This is a genomic window from Candidatus Albibeggiatoa sp. nov. BB20, from assembly GCA_016744725.1.
Lineage (GTDB): Bacteria > Pseudomonadota > Gammaproteobacteria > Beggiatoales > Beggiatoaceae > Albibeggiatoa.
This window is the reverse complement of the sequence record JADGDW010000002.1, coordinates 17,979-34,074: the sequence shown is the minus strand read 5'-3', so window position 1 is coordinate 34,074 and position 16,096 is coordinate 17,979. Positions and strand designations below refer to the sequence as shown.

The 16,096-nt window shown below is 39.7% G+C and carries 13 protein-coding genes; 3 read left to right on the top strand and 10 right to left on the bottom strand.

Features of this window, described 5'->3' with window-relative positions:
* The first annotated feature begins 138 nt into the window (after positions 1-138).
* Entirely contained in the window at positions 139-1,788 is a 1,650-nt protein-coding gene (gene pgi / locus ABXH34_RS00375) for a glucose-6-phosphate isomerase (RefSeq protein ID WP_353569866.1), read from the top strand.
* Positions 1,789-1,854: 66 nt separating this feature from the next.
* Here pgi and ABXH34_RS00370 read toward each other — a convergent pair whose 3' ends face one another.
* From ABXH34_RS00370 to ABXH34_RS00355, 4 genes are read right to left on the bottom strand one after another with little or no spacing between them, the layout of a single operon-like run.
* Positions 1,855-2,280: a CBS domain-containing protein gene (locus ABXH34_RS00370; protein ID WP_353569865.1), complete on the bottom strand. Its 426-nt coding sequence runs from the start codon at positions 2,278-2,280 to the stop codon at positions 1,855-1,857.
* Complete coding sequence (locus tag ABXH34_RS00365; RefSeq protein ID WP_353569864.1) at positions 2,277-2,627, bottom strand: P-II family nitrogen regulator; 351 nt, start codon at positions 2,625-2,627, stop codon at positions 2,277-2,279. Before ABXH34_RS00365 ends, ABXH34_RS00370 begins: the two co-directional genes overlap by 4 nt.
* Before the next feature lie 10 nt (positions 2,628-2,637).
* A complete protein-coding gene (locus tag ABXH34_RS00360; protein ID WP_353569863.1) occupies positions 2,638-3,444 on the bottom strand; it encodes a DUF1538 domain-containing protein in 807 nt (268 codons plus the stop codon).
* Positions 3,444-4,178 (bottom strand): DUF1538 family protein, encoded by a 735-nt coding sequence (locus ABXH34_RS00355; RefSeq protein WP_353569862.1) that lies wholly within the window; start codon positions 4,176-4,178, stop codon positions 3,444-3,446. Before ABXH34_RS00355 ends, ABXH34_RS00360 begins: the two co-directional genes overlap by 1 nt.
* A 337-nt stretch (positions 4,179-4,515) precedes the next feature.
* Here ABXH34_RS00355 and pyrE point away from each other — a divergent pair, with 337 nt between their 5' ends.
* Positions 4,516-5,157: an orotate phosphoribosyltransferase gene (gene pyrE / locus ABXH34_RS00350; protein WP_353569861.1), complete on the top strand. Its 642-nt coding sequence runs from the start codon at positions 4,516-4,518 to the stop codon at positions 5,155-5,157.
* A 160-nt stretch (positions 5,158-5,317) separates the two neighbouring features.
* Here pyrE and rlmD read toward each other — a convergent pair whose 3' ends face one another.
* The 4 genes from rlmD to ABXH34_RS00330 form a co-directional block, all read right to left on the bottom strand.
* The gene (gene rlmD / locus ABXH34_RS00345; RefSeq protein WP_353569860.1) at positions 5,318-6,652 is read right to left on the bottom strand and encodes a 23S rRNA (uracil(1939)-C(5))-methyltransferase RlmD; all 1,335 of its coding nucleotides are present in this window, start codon (positions 6,650-6,652) and stop codon (positions 5,318-5,320) included.
* 336 nt (positions 6,653-6,988) lie between these two features.
* Complete coding sequence (locus ABXH34_RS00340) at positions 6,989-8,425, bottom strand: UbiA family prenyltransferase (protein ID WP_353569859.1); 1,437 nt, start codon at positions 8,423-8,425, stop codon at positions 6,989-6,991.
* Positions 8,422-9,003, bottom strand: coding sequence for an acyltransferase (locus tag ABXH34_RS00335; RefSeq protein ID WP_353569858.1), 582 nt, complete (start codon positions 9,001-9,003; stop codon positions 8,422-8,424). Before ABXH34_RS00335 ends, ABXH34_RS00340 begins: the two co-directional genes overlap by 4 nt.
* Complete coding sequence (locus tag ABXH34_RS00330) at positions 9,000-10,445, bottom strand: sugar phosphate nucleotidyltransferase (protein WP_353569857.1); 1,446 nt, start codon at positions 10,443-10,445, stop codon at positions 9,000-9,002. The genes ABXH34_RS00335 and ABXH34_RS00330 overlap by 4 nt, the downstream gene beginning before the upstream one ends.
* A 168-nt stretch (positions 10,446-10,613) precedes the next feature.
* Between ABXH34_RS00330 and ABXH34_RS00325 the strand changes: the two genes are divergently transcribed.
* Entirely contained in the window at positions 10,614-11,207 is a 594-nt protein-coding gene (locus ABXH34_RS00325; protein WP_353569856.1) for a phosphoheptose isomerase, read from the top strand.
* Positions 11,208-11,382: 175 nt separating this feature from the next.
* On the opposite strand, the gene ABXH34_RS00320 is transcribed toward ABXH34_RS00325, so the two are convergent.
* Positions 11,383-12,813 carry a tetratricopeptide repeat protein gene (locus ABXH34_RS00320; protein WP_353569855.1) on the bottom strand — a complete coding sequence of 477 codons (1,431 nt, stop codon included), beginning with the start codon at positions 12,811-12,813 and terminating at the stop codon, positions 11,383-11,385.
* Positions 12,814-12,947: 134 nt separating this feature from the next.
* The gene (locus ABXH34_RS00315) at positions 12,948-16,043 is read right to left on the bottom strand and encodes an efflux RND transporter permease subunit (RefSeq protein WP_353569854.1); all 3,096 of its coding nucleotides are present in this window, start codon (positions 16,041-16,043) and stop codon (positions 12,948-12,950) included.
* Positions 16,044-16,096 lie beyond the last annotated feature (53 nt).

The following is a 16,096-nucleotide window of genomic DNA, read 5'->3' as shown; positions in this document are numbered from 1 at the left end:
CGGTCTCAAATTCTGAGAGTATTAGGGCAATCCAATATTTAAACCAATCGCTATGAGTAGATTTTCTGCTTTGACCTCAATACAATTGTAAACTGCCTCAGATATAATAAATTAAATAACAATATTTTGGAAACCACCATGAAGAATTCAATAACACAAACTGAGATTTGGAAACAATTACAACAACATCAAATCAGCCTGTCATCGATCCATTTACACGATTTATTTCAGCAAAACCCTCAGCGTTTTTCCCAATTTTCATTAGAATCATGTGGCTTATTATTAGATTACTCGCGTAATCACCTCTCTCAAGAAACCGTGGATTTATTGTGTAAACTTGCAGAGCAAACGCAATTAGAAACTTGGATTGAACGCATGTTTCGTGGTGAAAAAATTAATCATACTGAAAATCGAGCTGTTTTACACACCGCGTTACGGAATCGTAGTAATACACCGATTTATATTGATGGCGAAGATGTCATGCCTAAAGTCAACACGGTGTTAAATCAAATGCAACAATTTGCGGAATCGGTACGCAATGGAATTTGGCGTGGTTTTACTGAAAAACCGATTGAAACCATTGTTAATATTGGGATTGGCGGTTCTGATTTAGGCCCTGCAATGGTGGTGCGTGCATTAAAACCTTATCATCATGAGCGTTTAAAATGCCATTTTATTTCCAACGTTGATGCCACCCATTTATCAGAAATATTGGCTGACCTGAATCCAGAAACAACCTTATTTATCATTGCCTCAAAAACGTTTACGACCCAAGAAACAATGCTTAATGCACACAGTGCTAGAAATTGGTTTTTAAATAAGACCGATAATAATGAAATCGCCATTGCTCGACATTTCGTAGCCGTCAGCACTAATCGTGAGAAAGTGATTGAATTTGGTATTAACCCCAATGATATGTTTGAATTTTGGGATTGGGTTGGCGGGCGTTATTCTTTATGGTCAGCCATTGGCTTGTCCATCAGCGTTATGATTGGGATGGATAATTTTAAAAAGTTATTGGCAGGGGCGCATGAAATGGATAAACACTTTCAAAACGCGCCACTAGAACAAAATATGCCTGTATTGTTAGGTTTAATTGGGATTTGGTATAACAACTTTTTTGAGAATGCCCAAACTCATGCTGTATTGCCGTATGATTTTGCGTTGGAATTATTACCACCTTATTTACAACAATTGGTGATGGAAAGTTTAGGTAAGCAGATATCACGTGATGGTGAGACCGTGGATTATGCTACTTGTCCGATTGTGTGGGGTGCACCGGGAAATAATGGCCAACATGCGTTTTATCAATTATTGCATCAAGGAACCCATATTGTGCCTGCTGATTTCATCATTGCCGTTGAAAATGTGTATGACAAAGATTCGCATGAAGCGGCTACTTTATCCAATGCACTGGCGCAAACTGATGCCTTGATGAATGGTCGTTCGGCTGGAATAACGGAAAAGATGCTGGAAGATAAAGGCGAAACCTTAGAGGAAATTGCATTACAACTGCCACACCGTACTTTTATCGGCAACAAACCGAGTAATGTGCTGGTTTATCAACGTTTAAACCCTGAAACACTGGGCGCGTTATTGGCACTGTATGAACATAAAACTTTTGTGCAGGGTGTTTGCTGGAATTTAAACCCGTTTGACCAATGGGGCGTTGAATTAGGTAAGCAAGTTGCAAATACTTTATTGCCTGATTTAGAAGGAAAAACTCATCATATCAATGCTGATGATGCAGTTAGTGGTTTGCTCAATTATATTAAAGCCAAACGATAAAATAACCTGAACTGGCAACCCTTTAGTAAGGGCTGCCAGTCTTACAAATCATGTAAGTGAGCCGTTTTAACCAATCGGGCACACATTATATAAATTGCACATGCCACGCAATACAATATCAGTGAAGCTGACCACGCCAATCACTTCATCATTTTCAACAACGAGACTACGAGACACTTTAAATCGGTTAAACAAACGCGCACAGTAGCGAATATCCATTCTAGGCGATACTGTAATAACAGGTTTGACCATAATTTCATAGACATTGACTCGCTCAGGCGAACGGTCTTTTGCTAACACTTCACGCGCAATTTCAGATAATAACAGCATCCCAAATTCGTCATCTTCATCACGTTTATTCACTACAAATAAGCGCACTTCTGGATGTTGCATCGAAGTCAATGCTTCCGAAACCGTGGTAGTGCCATCAATGCGGTCAAATTCCGTTTTCATGACATCACGTACACGAACAATGCTTTGTTCATCGCTCATATTTCATCCCCTACAACTTGAGTCAATTTACGCATTTGATGTGATATGCCAATCGCATCTTCAACATCAACCTGAAAAGCAATCCCTGCTCCAGCATCTTCTTCAAAGCCGCCAGTTTCAGCGATACTTTCTAAAATCTTACGTGACAAATGCTCTTCAACCAGAAACAGGACAACATCACGTTGGGTTTCCAAACTTAAGCCAAAAAAGGTCTTGGTTGGTTTCAACCCTTCGCCACGAGCGTGATTAATCACAGTCGCACCTGTTGCACCACGTTCTCGTGCAGTTTTTAACACCTTATCCGTCTTATCTTCAGATATAAAAGCAATAATTAATTTAAAGTGCATGGTTTCATCTCTAATCGTCTGATTCTGATAATTTACCACGATATTTTGCTATCGCGAGTCCCATTTGTGCATAGCCCATGACGGTCATCATAGGAAATAAGCTCGCAAAGGCAATTAATCCAAATCCATCGAGTAAAGCACTACGTCCCGGTACGGTTTCCGCTAAACCTAGACCCAAAGCCGCAACTAATGGCACTGTCACAGTTGAGGTAGTGACACCACCTGAGTCAAAAGCCAAGGGAATAATGGAACGTGGTGCATAGAATGTTTGTATCACAACAATAACATAGCCTGCGATAATATAATAATGCAGCGGTGTGCCCGTTACAATCCGAAATGTACCCAGTGCAATCCCAATCGCAACCCCAATCGCCACTGCAATCCGTAAACCCCACAAGGTCACTGTACCACCCGATACTTCTGAAGCTTTCATCGCCACAGCAAGTAATGAAGGTTCTGCAATTGTAGTCGCAAACCCAATCGCAGCAGCAAAGATATAGACCCAAAAATAATCTGGCCAATGCACTATATACTCTTCACCTTCAACCAAATTGGGGACGATAAAGGCAGGATTAGTGAGTTGTTCTGCCATCAGTTTACCCAATGGAAATAAGGCTTGTTCTAATCCTTGTAAAAATAAGGCTAAGCCAAGAATCACATATACAAAGCCCAGCATCACCCGTCCAAAATTAGGAATGCTTTTGCGAATCACAAAAAATTGGAAGCCTAAAATAATCCCAATAATTGGTAATACATCTTTTAAAGTATTAAGGATATTGAAGAAAAAATGGTATAAGAATTCGGTAAGTAATGTCATCAGCTTGTTATCACTCCGTACAACATCACAAAAATCATCGGGGTTAATGAGGCAAAAGCAATTAAGCCAAACCCATCGACCATCGGATTTCGTCCTTTAATACTAGAGGCTAAACCCACACCTAATGCAGTGACCAGTGGCACAGTAATGGTTGAGGTGGTCACACCGCCTGAGTCATAAGCAATACCAATAATCCACTCGGGCGCAAAACCTGTCATCACCACCACGCCAAGATACCCGATGATAATCAGATAATGAATAGGCCAACCTTTAATAATTCTGATAACCCCAATCAGGATTGCAAACCCCACCGATAAGGCAACTGTAAAACGCAGTCCATTTGCATAGTCTGCTTTGGCTTGCTCGGTTTTGCCTATAACGCCACCTGTTGCAGCAACATCAGCCGCTTCAGCCGAGACCGCAATCAATGCGGGTTCGGCAATGGTTGTTCCAAATCCAAGTAAAAAAGCAAATATCAGTAGCCACACCACGCTTCCCTTACGTGCAAAGGCATAGGCCATAGTTTCACCTATCGGGAATAGCCCCATTTCCAATCCTTGTACAAATAAAGTCAGCCCTAGCATGACCAGTGCTACACCCGCAAGAATATTGGCTAAATCAGGAATCGGTTGGCGGAGAATTACGAGTTGAAAAAATGCAATAACGATGATGATGGGGGCTAAGTCTCGAATGCTACCAAGTAATGATTGAATAAATGCACGTACTTGTTTCACAGGCTTTTAGGCTCACTCTGATTAGGAACAATCGGTGCGTAATATAACATAATTTTTATGAAAGTGCTTTTAAGCTATATAATGGATCAAAGATTCACAATTGAACAGAAATTGATAAATAATGAATTATCTTGATTACAAATAAACTTTTAAAAATCAATGAAAACAATGTTTTGATAAAAGTGGTTAGTTTCTCTAAATTTTATTTAATCTATTATTTCACGGCTTTTGGTTTGGGTTCAATTTAGGATAACGATTGTATTTTAACCAAGATAGGCGAAAATAATCTAAAATACCCAATTGGGACATTCACACACAAAAAGGTCAATTGTTTATTATGCAAGCTTATCAGCATAGTTTTTTAAAATTTGCAATTCAACAGCAGGTTTTACGCTTCGGTAAATTTACTTTAAAATCAGGACGTAAAAGCCCTTACTTTTTCAATGCTGGGTTATTTAATACAGGCGATACCATGGCACAGCTGGGCAAATTCTATGCTGATGCGATTGTCGATGCAGGTGTTGAATTTGATGTGTTATTTGGCCCTGCTTATAAAGGTATTCCATTAGTAACCGCGACCGCGATCGCCTTGGCTGAACACCACAATCGAGATTATCCACTCTGCTTTAATCGCAAAGAAGTCAAAGATCATGGTGAAGGCGGTGTAATAGTCGGTGCTGAATTAAAAGGCCGTATTTTATTGATTGATGATGTCATCAGTGCGGGTACAGCGATTCGCGAGTCTATGCACATTATTCAAAATGCAGAAGCGGAATTAGCTGGGGTCATGATTTCACTCAACCGTCAGGAAAAAGGCCAAGGCGATGTGTCTGCAATTACCGAAGTTGAACAGACGTTTAATACACAGGTGATGAGTATTATTAATTTACAGGATGTTGTCGATTATTTAACCGAGCATGGTGAAAATGACGTGCTATTACAAGCAATTGCTGCTTACCGTGAACAATATGGGGTATGAAATGGTTGAAATAGTATGCATATTCTAAAAATTATTTGAACTGTTATAGATTGCATCCTAATTTGTTATCAATATATCTCACTTTCAGATTTTCAGAACTGCCAATTCTTGAAGGGCTGGCAGTCCTAATCTATAAAAACGGCTCAAAATATCACTTTGACTAACGCTCAAATAATGCCATGGACTCCACATGGGCTGTATGTGGAAACATATCCATCACACCCGCTTGCACTAATTTAAAGCCTTTCTCATTCACTAAAATACCCGCATCACGCGCTAGCGTTGCAGGATTGCAAGATACATAAACAATGCTTTTAGTTTGCTTAAGGTCTAAAGCTTGAATAATTTCCATTGCCCCACTACGAGGTGGATCAAGCAATATTTTATCGTAGCTTCGTTGCATCCAAATATGCTCAAGAGGCTGTTCTGCTAAATTCGCCACGTAATATTCCGTATTAAAAATACCTTGAGAGAGTGCATTGTCTTTGGCACGCTTGACTAAACTATCACTGCCTTCAACTCCAATCACATGTTTAGCCCGTTTGGCTAATGGCAACGTAAAATTACCTAAGCCACAAAACAAATCCAATATTTCATCATCAGCTTGTGGTTGCAACCAGTTCATGGCTTGCTGCACCATCATCCGATTAATTGCCATATTTACTTGGGTAAAATCATGAGTTGCAAACTGGAATGAAACATTTTCATCTGGCAACGAATAGGACAAGCTTTCTAATGGCAAATTATGTGGATAAAGTGGATAAACTGAATTAAGGCCTTTAGGTTGCAAATAAATCAGCAAATCATGCACTTCACCAAAGTCACATAGTAATTTTTCATCTTCAGCGGTCAAAGGCTCTAAATTCCGAAACACCAATGCGGTTTTATCATCACCCACCGCCACTTCAATTTGAGCAATTTTATCTTTCACCGTAAGCTGAGTTAACATTTCCCGTAAAGCTATAATCCGTTCACCAACGGAAGGGTGTAGCACTTTACATTGGTTTAATTCTGCAAGAAATCCACTTTGCTGCTCTCTGAACCCAACTAAAACTGATTGTTTTTTAGACACATAACGTACACCTAAACGTGCTTTACGCCGATAGCCTAAGCTATCAGCTTGTAATGGTGACATGATATTTTCAGGTGTAACCTTACCCAAATGCTCAAATTGCTCTAGCAACATATCTTGTTTTAATTGAATTTGGTCAGCAGGTGATAAATGCTGCAAACTACAGCCGCCACAAATTCCAAAATGCTCACAAGGTGGCTCAACCCGTTCTGGTGCAGGTTTTAACACCTCAAGTGTCATACCTTCATCAAAATTCTTTTGCTTATTGGTGTAGCGAAATAAAACCGTTTCATTAGGTAATGCACCAGAAATAAAAATTGTTTTGCCATCAATTTGCGCAATCCCTCTTCCATCATGCGATAAACGCTGTACTTCTGTTTCGACAGGGTCTTTGGGTAATTTTTTTCTATGATAACGCGCCATAAATAGTGTTTAACCTCTTAAAGACGCATCCGCGTCCTATATATTGTAAAATTCCGCCGTTATGGTCACATATTCCAAATAAAAATCAAGTCTTGTATTTATTCTGATTTCAATGAATCTTTTTTTTGAATTCGATGCCACTAAAGAATAAGGCTATATCAATAAACAAGGTTTGCCATTTTTATTTAAATAGGGGAAATACAGAAAAGTTCTATAATAATTATTTGAATTATAGACAGGATTGCAAAAGCATGAATCCTGTTCTGTCAGAGCTGATTCAAAAGCGAGCAGGATTTATCATGATGTTCAATCGCTCACTTTCAAAATAGCACCGCATTAAACAAATTTTGCTAAAAACATCATGGCTAAAATAAAGAATATTGTCACCCAAGTCACCCTATCTTTTAAGGCAAATAATACGGGATCATCTTGTAAACTACGCCGATTAGCCAAAAACCATACCCGTGTTGTCCAATATAAAAGAGCGGGGCAAATCATCCATAAAATAAATGGAGACCCATATCTCTCAGAAGCACCACTATAAATATACATAGCGAAAACCAAAACCGATATATAGGCACTGGTTGTTCCAAAATTAGCAACAAAATCAATATCTAAAACATAGTAATCTCTATTTTTAACCCCAGTTCTATCATTTTTATCTTTTAAACGCAATAATTCAATATAACGCTTTAAGAATGCGAGGCTGGTAAAAAAGAATACCGAGAATAGCAGTAACCAATCAGAAATATAAATACTGGCTGCCATGCCGCCTGCTAAAATTCGGTGGGTAAATAATCCAGCCAATATAATGACATCTAAAATCATTTTGCGTTTTAAATAAAAAGAATAAGTTAGCGTCAATAACAAATACAGCAACAATATGCCCAAAAAGCCTGATGGCAGCCAGATGAAACTAATTAAGCTGCTTAAAATTAATAAGGCAACGAAAAATAATAGGCTGCGCTGAATCGGAATTTTGCCTGCTGCAAACGGACGATTGCATTTTGTAGGATGCTGGCGATCAGCTTCTAAATCCATTAAATCATTGAAAATATAACCTGCTGAAGCAATCAAGCTGAATGAGATAAAAGCTAAAACGCTGGCGAATAATTTATCTGCGACAAGAAATTGATGCGAAACAATCAACGGCACAAAAATTAACAAATTCTTAACCCATTGATGTGCCCGTAATACTTTAAGCCAAGTCATAGTGCTGACGGCTTTTGCAGGGAAAATTTGTTCAGGTGAGGGAAAATTCAGTTTTTTTAGTAATGTTTGAGATGCCGTGACAATATAAGGCATACGCGCTGCTTGAAAAATAGGAATATCTGATTTTGAATCACCAATATAATCAAATCCATGGTAGCCATAACGCTTTTCTAATTCATTGCGTTTATTTACCCCTTTAAGATTGACTTTTTCATTATTTGCAATGACATCATCAAAAATATTTAAATGCTGGGCAACGGCATTGGCAATCGTCTCATGAGCTGCGGTGGCAAGTATTAATGTACGGCCTTGCTGTTTTTGCTGTTTGATAAATTCTAAAATCTCAGCACGATAAGGCAAAATAGCAACATTTAGACTAACGCGTTGGGCAATTTGATGTTTAAAATAGGCTTTTCCCTTTAATATCCAAATCGGTAGCAACAAACAATACAGGGGATTGGTGCGTAATAGAGCAAAAATACTTTCCCATAAGGTATCAGTTGCAACTAAGGTATCGTCTAAATCAACACACAATGGTATATCTTGATTCAAGGTCGTCATAAAGTTTTAATCACTTGAGCTGGAATTCCGACCGCAATATTATTCGCTGGAACATCTTTTGTCACTACTGCATTAGCCCCAATCACTGCATTATCACCAATTTTTACTCCTGATAAGATTGTCACGCCGCGTCCAATCCATACATTTTCGCCAATTTCAATCGGCGCACTATCATGGCCAGAATAGCGAATCGGTTGCTGTGAATTAATCCGATGATTAGCATCTCGGATACTGCTATATTCGCCTATCATGGTGCTTTTACCAATACTAATCCGCTCAAATGCAACGATATGAACGCCACGCGACATCACCACATCATCGGCAATTTCAATTAAACCGTGGGCTTGTGTTTCCCAGTATAGCCCACTCCATAAATACAGATTTTTACCTAATTGAACTTGAGCTGTGCCACTGATTTCTGGACATGCCAATACCACAATACTGCTGTCTATAGGCTGCTTTAGTTTTACGGCTAAGCGAGTATGCGCCCATAAACGGCTTAAACTGGCTGATTTTTCTACAACCCATGCCATTGGTTTTAATAACATGATGGCAAGGGTTTTAACTCTTAACTTCATACAGTCTCTTCTTTAATCGGTGTCCATGCTTTAGGTGTGAATAAAGCAATGCAGCCACGAATTAACCACACAACATCAGAACGGAAACGACGGGTGCGTACATAGTAGGCTTCAGCTAAATGATGTTCTTCTTGTGGTGCAGAACGGGGGACTTCAATTTGACTAGGGCCTATCAGTCCTATCGGTGTAATTTGATGATTGTGTATTGGAGATTGATTTAATGCGCTAGGAGGCCTAATCCCTACAATATGAATATGTCCCATTGCCACTGCAAATAAACGCGGTAAATAACGTAAAATAGGAATTTTAGTTGACCATTCCCAACTGGTGAAACTACATAGCTGAGATTGGCCTTCATCATTGATTTGTTGTTTATTTCCTAGGAGTTTCACTTTGTGAAATAGCGGTTTTGGCATATTGAATAGTGAAAATGAGAATGCAATAAGCCACAGTGGTAGTGATAACAATAATAATATTAAACCCAGTATTCGGCTGGCCGCATTGGAGAGTAATTGACTAAAACGGACTTGATTTAAATCAGCAACAAGTAGTGTATCCATTAAGATCACTTTTGCATCTAAATCAAGACGGATTACTTGACTACCCCATACGATCGCATTGGCTAATTCAACGCCTTCTCCAATGTAAGTATTGTTTAAAACCAAGCTGTCTTTTATCGTTGCATGGCGGTCAATAATGACTTCATGGCCTAACACTGCATTCTCAAGCTTGGTTTGTGGATGAATGTTGCAATAATCACCCACTAAAGCATGTTGGGTCTCAGCCACTTTACTGCGTCGGCCTGTGCGTAATTTTTCATTGATTTGGCGGCCATTAATCACTAAGTGACTGTAAGTTAACTGAGCCACAGCAAAATTAGTCTCAAAATAACTTTGTAAGCTATCCAATAGTGAATATTGACCTTCTAGCTCAATCTGCTCAGCACCATACAATTGTGCTTGTTTGATACTTTCCCAATTTAATAGTTGGCTGTGTTTGCACGCATGTTTATTCAATAAAGCCATTCCTATTGGCTGATTATCAATAGTAGCAACCACTTCGGGTACATCAAGCTGTTTTGCTTGCTCGACAAAATGTTTGAAATTAATGCTTTGCAACATATCAGCCCGCAGTAATAAATACTCATCGTCCTGCAACGTATTACCTAAGCGCTTTAAAACATGAGCAGGGCTTTCATTATTCTGTGCTAATACATATTCAACACTATGTCCCCAGCGTTCGCCACATTTAACGTGTTTTTCTAGGTGTTCTGCATGATAGGAAACAACTAAGATAACCTCTCTAACCTCAGTCATGATGAGGCTTTCTAGTGCGTATTCTATGAGGGGTTTGGCAGCAATGGGTAACATGGCAACACTGGTTTTATCTGTTAGTGGTGCTAAGTCAGTCCCATCACGGTTGGCAAATAGGATTGCTTTCATAAATATTTCCACATAATTCTTTAAAGTTAGAAGTATTATAACTGGCATTGTGTTTTCAATAAATCACTGTAAGCTTAAGCTATTGAAGCCTGCTAAGCTATCAATTGATAATTAATTGGGGTTCGTTGATAATTGTTGGTTGCTCATTGTTCATTGAAAAGGGTTTTTATGGATTTTTCCCAGCGTGTTCATCAACATTTTACAGATAGTATTGAAGCTAAAACTCAAACTATGCAAGTGTTAGCCCAACCCATCATACAGGCAGCGCAACGGATTGCGGATTGTTTAGCCCAGCAACATAAAGTGCTCAGTTGTGGGAATGGCGGGTCTGCAAGTGATGCGCAACATTTTACTGCTGAATTAGTCAATCGGTTTGAAATTGAACGACCCAGCCTTGCTGCAATTGCCCTGACTACTAATATTTCAACTTTAACTTCGATTGCCAATGATTATGAGTACAATCAAATTTTTTCCAAACAGGTACAGGGTTTAGGTCAAGCAGGCGATATATTGCTGGCGATTAGTACTAGTGGCAATTCAAGTAATATCGTACAAGCCGTTAAAATTGCACAACAAAAACAAATGACTGTGATTGCATTAACTGGTGGGGATGGTGGTGATATTGGCCAAATGTTGGGCGAAAATGATATGGAATTAAGAGTGGTTCATAACGTGACTGCACGGATTCAGGAAGTACATATCTTAATCATTCATTGTTTATGCGATATTGTTGACCATACTCTTTATCCACAAGTAGTATGAGTGACAGGTAAATTGAAAAAGCATAATCTAGCGGGAGTTGGGTTGTGTTTTTTTATTTGGCTCGCTCCTAAGCTCACGTAGGGTGGATAAGCGCAGCGTCATCCACCAATTAGTGTGACATGATAGCAATCCTAAGCTCAGTAACGAGATAAATCACAAACCCAACAATTTTTGTTTAGTGATTTGGTTTTGAAGACTTAGATTCAGACAAACAACTTTCATAATTTTGTTTTACAGTTTGTACATGTGGATATTGTTCATCAAAAATATTTTTCAAAATACTTAAAGCCCGCTCAAACAAAGGTAATGCTTGCTCATACTTGCCTTGTGCTTGATAAAGTAAAGCCAAATTATTAAGAGTTTGAGCAGCATCAGGATGCCATTTGCCCAGTGTTTTTTCTCTAATTGCTAAACTGCGTTCATACAAAGGTAATGCTTGCTCATATTTGCCTTGTTCATAATGGAATCCAGCTAAATTGTTGAGACTGGTTGCAACGGAAGGATGATTTTCACCCAGTGTTTTTTCCCTAATCGCAAAACTGCGCTCTAACAAAGGTAATGCTTGCTCATACTTGCCTTGCTCTTGATAAAGTACAGCTAAATTATTGAGACTGGTTGCAACGGAAGGATGCCATTCACTCAGTGTTTTTTCAAAAATTGCTAAACTGCGCTCATACAAGGGTAATGCTTGCTCATACTTGCCTAGCTCTCTATAAAGTTCAGCCAAATTGTTGAGGTTTACAGCTATTTCTGGGTGATTTTTTCCATATACTTTTTCATCTATTGCCAAACTGCGCTCAAACAAAGGTAACGCTTGCTCATACTTGCCTTGTGTTCTATAAAGTTCTGCCAAATCGTTGAGACTGGTTGCGACATCAGGATGCAGTTCACCCAGTGTTTTTTCCCTAATTGCTAAACTGCGCTCAAACAAAGGTAACGCTTGCTCATACTTACCTGCATAATAAAAATCAACTCCTGCCTTATTTAAATATAGAGCCTTATCCTCTGCATAAGCTTCTGGCAACATCTCCGCTGCTTGTTGATAATATTCCCCTGCTTGATAATATTTCAATTGAGTCTGTGCTAACTCTGCTTGTTGGCCTATAATTTCAGCCGCAGATAATTGTTTTTGCTTTATTTTATCCTGAAACTGCTCAATGCTTTTAATTTCCTGCTCATAGGCTTTTTGTAACAATGCCTCTGCTTGAACAAAATCAACCTCTATTGCATTACCTTGTGCATCCTGACCCGTAATAAACTGTTGTGCTTGCTGTAAATAGTCTTGAACCACTTCATCATCAGACTGCTCAAACGAACGCGCGTTTTGTAACAACTGCTTATAATGCTGGGCAATTTCCCGTAACTTACTGTCCAAATCCTCAGGCGATACTTGTTGCTGCTGTAAAATCTTGAAAAAACTGGTTAATGCGCTTTTTGTCACACCCAATTCACCAACATATTTAGCAAACAACTCTGGTGAAACGCCATGATGATGTTCAATATGCTGCGAATTATTCAACCCACCTGCCATCGAATTTGAGCCCGCCACATCACCGCTGACGGAAATAGACTGATCGTTCTCATCCATATTATTCACGCTATCCATTTTATATAGTCATTTTACTTTAAAGTGATACAGGACTGGCAGTCCTTAGTTTTAAAAGTAATTGATATTTAAAGTTTTATAGGACTACCAGTCCTAACACTCAAAACAAAATTAACTATAGTCGCTTGAACAGCTTAAACCCGCCGATAACCCAAACGTAACAAACACGGGGTCAAAACCAAAGTCAACAATGTTGCAAATGCCAAACCGCCTGCAATCGAAGTGGCCAACTGTACCCACCACTGAGTTGACGGTGCACCAAACGTAATTTCACGCGTGACTAAATCAATATTCATAGACAACACCATCGGCAACAAACCCAAAATCGTCGTGGTGGTGGTTAACATCACAGGCCGCAAACGTTGGGCGCAAGTACGCAAAATCGCCTCATCAGAACTCATCCCCGAACGATAGTACAAATTAAACGTATCAATCAACACAATATTGTTATTCACCACAATTCCCGCCAACGCAATCACCCCAATGCCACACATCACAATTCCAAACGGCTGCTGCGTCACCAACAAACCAATCAACACCCCAATCGTAGATAAAATCACCGCACTCAAAATCAACAAAGTCTGATAAAAACTATTAAATTGTGCCACCAAAATCAACATAATACTAAACAAGGCAATCCCAAATGCTTTAGATAAAAAGGCCTCAGCATCACGTTGCTCCTCATCCTCACCTTTAAACTCCAAACTCACCGTTGCAGGAAAATCTTGCTTCTCAAGCCATGCTCGAATCTCAATTAACTTATCATTAACTAAAATGCCTTCCGCCACATCAGTTTGCACCGTATATACTCGTTTCTCATCACTACGCTTAATCGTCCCTGTTTGTTGCTGAGCAATACGCTCAACGAATAAACTCAAAGGCACAACACCTTGTGGTGTATTAATCCGTAACTGATCCAATGTTTCTAAATGGCGATACTGCGCAGGAAAACGAATCCGAATGTCCAGCTCTTCATCTGCATCATTTGGCCGATATTCACCAACAAAAATACCATTAGTCACCAATTGCACAGTACTGCCAACGGCACTGACATCAACCCCAAATCGGCTGGCTTGCTTACGATCAACTTTAATTGTCCAATCAATCCCCGGTAAAGGGCGATTATCTTCAATATCGACTAAATCAGGAATTTGTTGCAGGCCTTGTGAAAGCTTTTCTGTCGCGGCGAACAACTGCTCTGGATAAATCGAACTGACTTGAATTTGAATCGGCTTGCCTTCGGTAGGTCCTCCTTCCTGTTTCCGCACTTCAATGATGACACCTGCTACATGAGCGACACGCTGTCGCACCTCGGTTAAAATATCACTGGCGGGGCGACGTTGCTGCCAATCTGCAAATTCAAGTTGAATCACCCCAATCGCATCAGAAGGCAATTCCCTGCTTCCACCTCCCATCATGCCTGACAAAGTGTAAATACTTTTGAATTCATGCTTTTCATCCTGTAAAGCTAAAATTTCTTGCTCTACCTTTTTGACCACCGCATCACGTTCTTGTACCGATAAATCACCACGGGTTCGAATATTGACGGCGGCGGTTTGAGGTTCAACAGCAGGGAAAAATTCAACCCCTTTACCATATTTGGCATAAACCATATTGACACCAACCAACATTGCAATCGCAAGCAATAGCACTAATATGGGAAAACGCAGCAGCACCCGCATCATACGCACATACAGACCTGTCAATCCGCGAATGGTATCTAATGGCGCGTTATCATGATTACTGACCTTCTGGCTACTGGAGACACCGAAGTGTGCACCTAATGTTGGCATAAAAATCAAAGCCATAAATAGAGACGCGACCAAAGTGGCTAACACGGTCATGGGTAAATATTTCATGAATTCGCCTATCACACCCGGCCAAAATAACAACGGTAAAAACACGGCCAAGGTGGTCGAAGTCGAACCAATAATTGGCCATGCCATACGTTTTGCAGCTAAAGAATAAGCATCAAAGCACGATGCACCTTCAGACATTTTTCGATCAGCAAATTCAGTGACGATGACCGCGCCATCAATCAGCATTCCAGAAGCCAGAATTAAACTGAACAGCACCACAATATTCAAAGTCACACCAATATTGGCTAAAGCTAAAATCCCCAGTAAAAATGAACCCGGAATCGCAATCCCTACCAGCATTGCGGTGGGTAAACCTAAAGCCGCCACAATCACAATAAATACTAAAATAATCGCGCTTAACACGTTATTCTGTAAATCTTTCAAAATGATGCGTACATCATTTGATTTGTCTTGAATCAAGCCAACCGTGACATTATTTTTCCAATGTTTTTTATTTTCACCAACTACATAGCGTACTTTTTCAATGGTGCTGATGATATTAGTACCAATGCGTTTGGAAATTTCTAAGCTTAACGCGGGCTTGCCATTGACACGGGCGAAGGTGGTGACATCTTTAAAAGTACGGCGAATATCTGCAATGTCTTGCAACATCACAACATGTTCACCTTCTGTCTTAATCGGTAAATCTAAAATATCTTGTATGTTTTCAAATACACCGGGGACTTTAATATTAAAACGACCTTGGCCACTGTCCAATGCACCTGCGGCAATTAAAATATTGTTACGCGAAAAAAACTGAAACACTTCATCATAAGAAAGCTGATAGCTCTCCAAACGCAGCGGCTCGATAATAATGTCTAACACTTCTTCACGCTCGCCACCAATGTCTACTTTTAACACTTCGGGAATTGATTCTATCGAGTCTTTTAATTGCCTCGCCAAAGTCAGCAATGTACGTTCAGGCACATCCCCCGACAATGTCACCACCAAAATCGGAAATAACGCCACATTAACTTCGCTCACCACAGGTTCATCTGTTTGTTGTGGTAATTCAGCTTTAGCAATATCCATTTTTTGAATTACATCACGCAATGCCACTTCGCTGTCAAAGCCCGCATCAAATTCCAGCATCACAGAAGCAAATCCTTCACTTGCAGTTGAGGTCATTTCTTTTACGCCCTCAATCACTCGCAACTCCTTTTCCATCGGCCTCACCAATAATCGCTCAGCATCAGAAGGCGAAATCCCTTCATGGGTCATGGAAATATAAATAATTGGAATCGCAACATCAGGATCGGATTCTTTCGGCATATTGATATAAGCTATTGAACCCCAAAATAAAATAAATATCAGCAGTAAAATAACGGTGCGGGAGCTCCGAATCGCGGTATCAATCAGTGCATTTATCATCTTATATTCCAATTCAAAATGGGTTATTGCACGGCATTATAGCCCAGTCATTG